Origin of the sequence: Sphingobacterium rhinopitheci (genome assembly GCF_022627575.1) — a bacterium.
In the GTDB taxonomy this organism is placed as follows: domain Bacteria; phylum Bacteroidota; class Bacteroidia; order Sphingobacteriales; family Sphingobacteriaceae; genus Sphingobacterium; species Sphingobacterium rhinopitheci.
Genome location: NZ_JADEYQ010000059.1, coordinates 1 through 878, shown reverse-complemented (window position 1 = coordinate 878; position 878 = coordinate 1). Strand labels below are relative to the sequence as shown.

1 protein-coding gene is annotated in these 878 nt (G+C 27.7%); it reads left to right on the top strand.

Features of this window, described 5'->3' with window-relative positions; translation table 11 throughout:
- Nucleotides 1-743 precede the first annotated feature (743 nt).
- Nucleotides 744-878: transposase (locus tag IP023_RS15770; protein ID WP_241791363.1), on the top strand; the 135-nt coding region annotated here is incomplete at its 3' end.

Genomic DNA, 878 nt, shown 5'->3' with positions numbered 1-878 from the left:
GTTATATCTTCATGTATAATATGAATATAAATAACTAAAATAATCAATGGAAATCGTAATATTTTTGTCGTTAATAAGAATTGCTTTAATTGGTCTTCAGATTTCATTTTATTAAATTAATGAAAATTATTTCGTTTTATTAAATTAATGAAAATTATTTCATTTTATTAAATTGAAAGTTATTAATCTTTTTTTTTACAAAATGGATTATAGTGTAGCATTCCCTGTTTTTCAATCTGTTCAAAAATGTTAAAATAGACTGAAGATAATCAAACTATTTACCTATATCCATTTTCTTTATTTCCTCATCCGTATCTAAAATCTTTGCATAGCGGTAAAAGTAGCACGTGTCAAACCAAGTATTTGGTAGAACGGATACCTATTTTCAAAAATTTTCGCATAAACTCATCTATAATAGATTTATGAAATTTTATTTAAAGAGACGAGTTTTAAAAAAAAAAAAACTAATCAGAACATTGATCCATAAACTTTATGTGTTTATGAACCAGGAACGCCCTGTTTTCTCAATATACTACCGTATTACGAGAAAAAATTAGGTTTTAAGTTCGTATATATCATCTGGCTTAGCTTGTTTATGGTCCATTTGACACTATTATGTACGTCATCAAAATAATTTGGAAACTTAGGTATGAATATGACAACTAAGTCAGCAGCTCTAATACTATTGTAATCTTCCCTAAAAAACGCTACGATAAAAATGTAGTTTTATTAAATTAGGGATTATGAAAAGGAGTAAATTCAGCGAGGTTCAAATCATTAAGATTTTAGCTCAACAAGAACAAGGGGTACCAGTTTCGGACATTTGCCGAGAGCATAGTATTAGCCAAGGGACATTTTATGGTTGGAAGAGTAAGTAT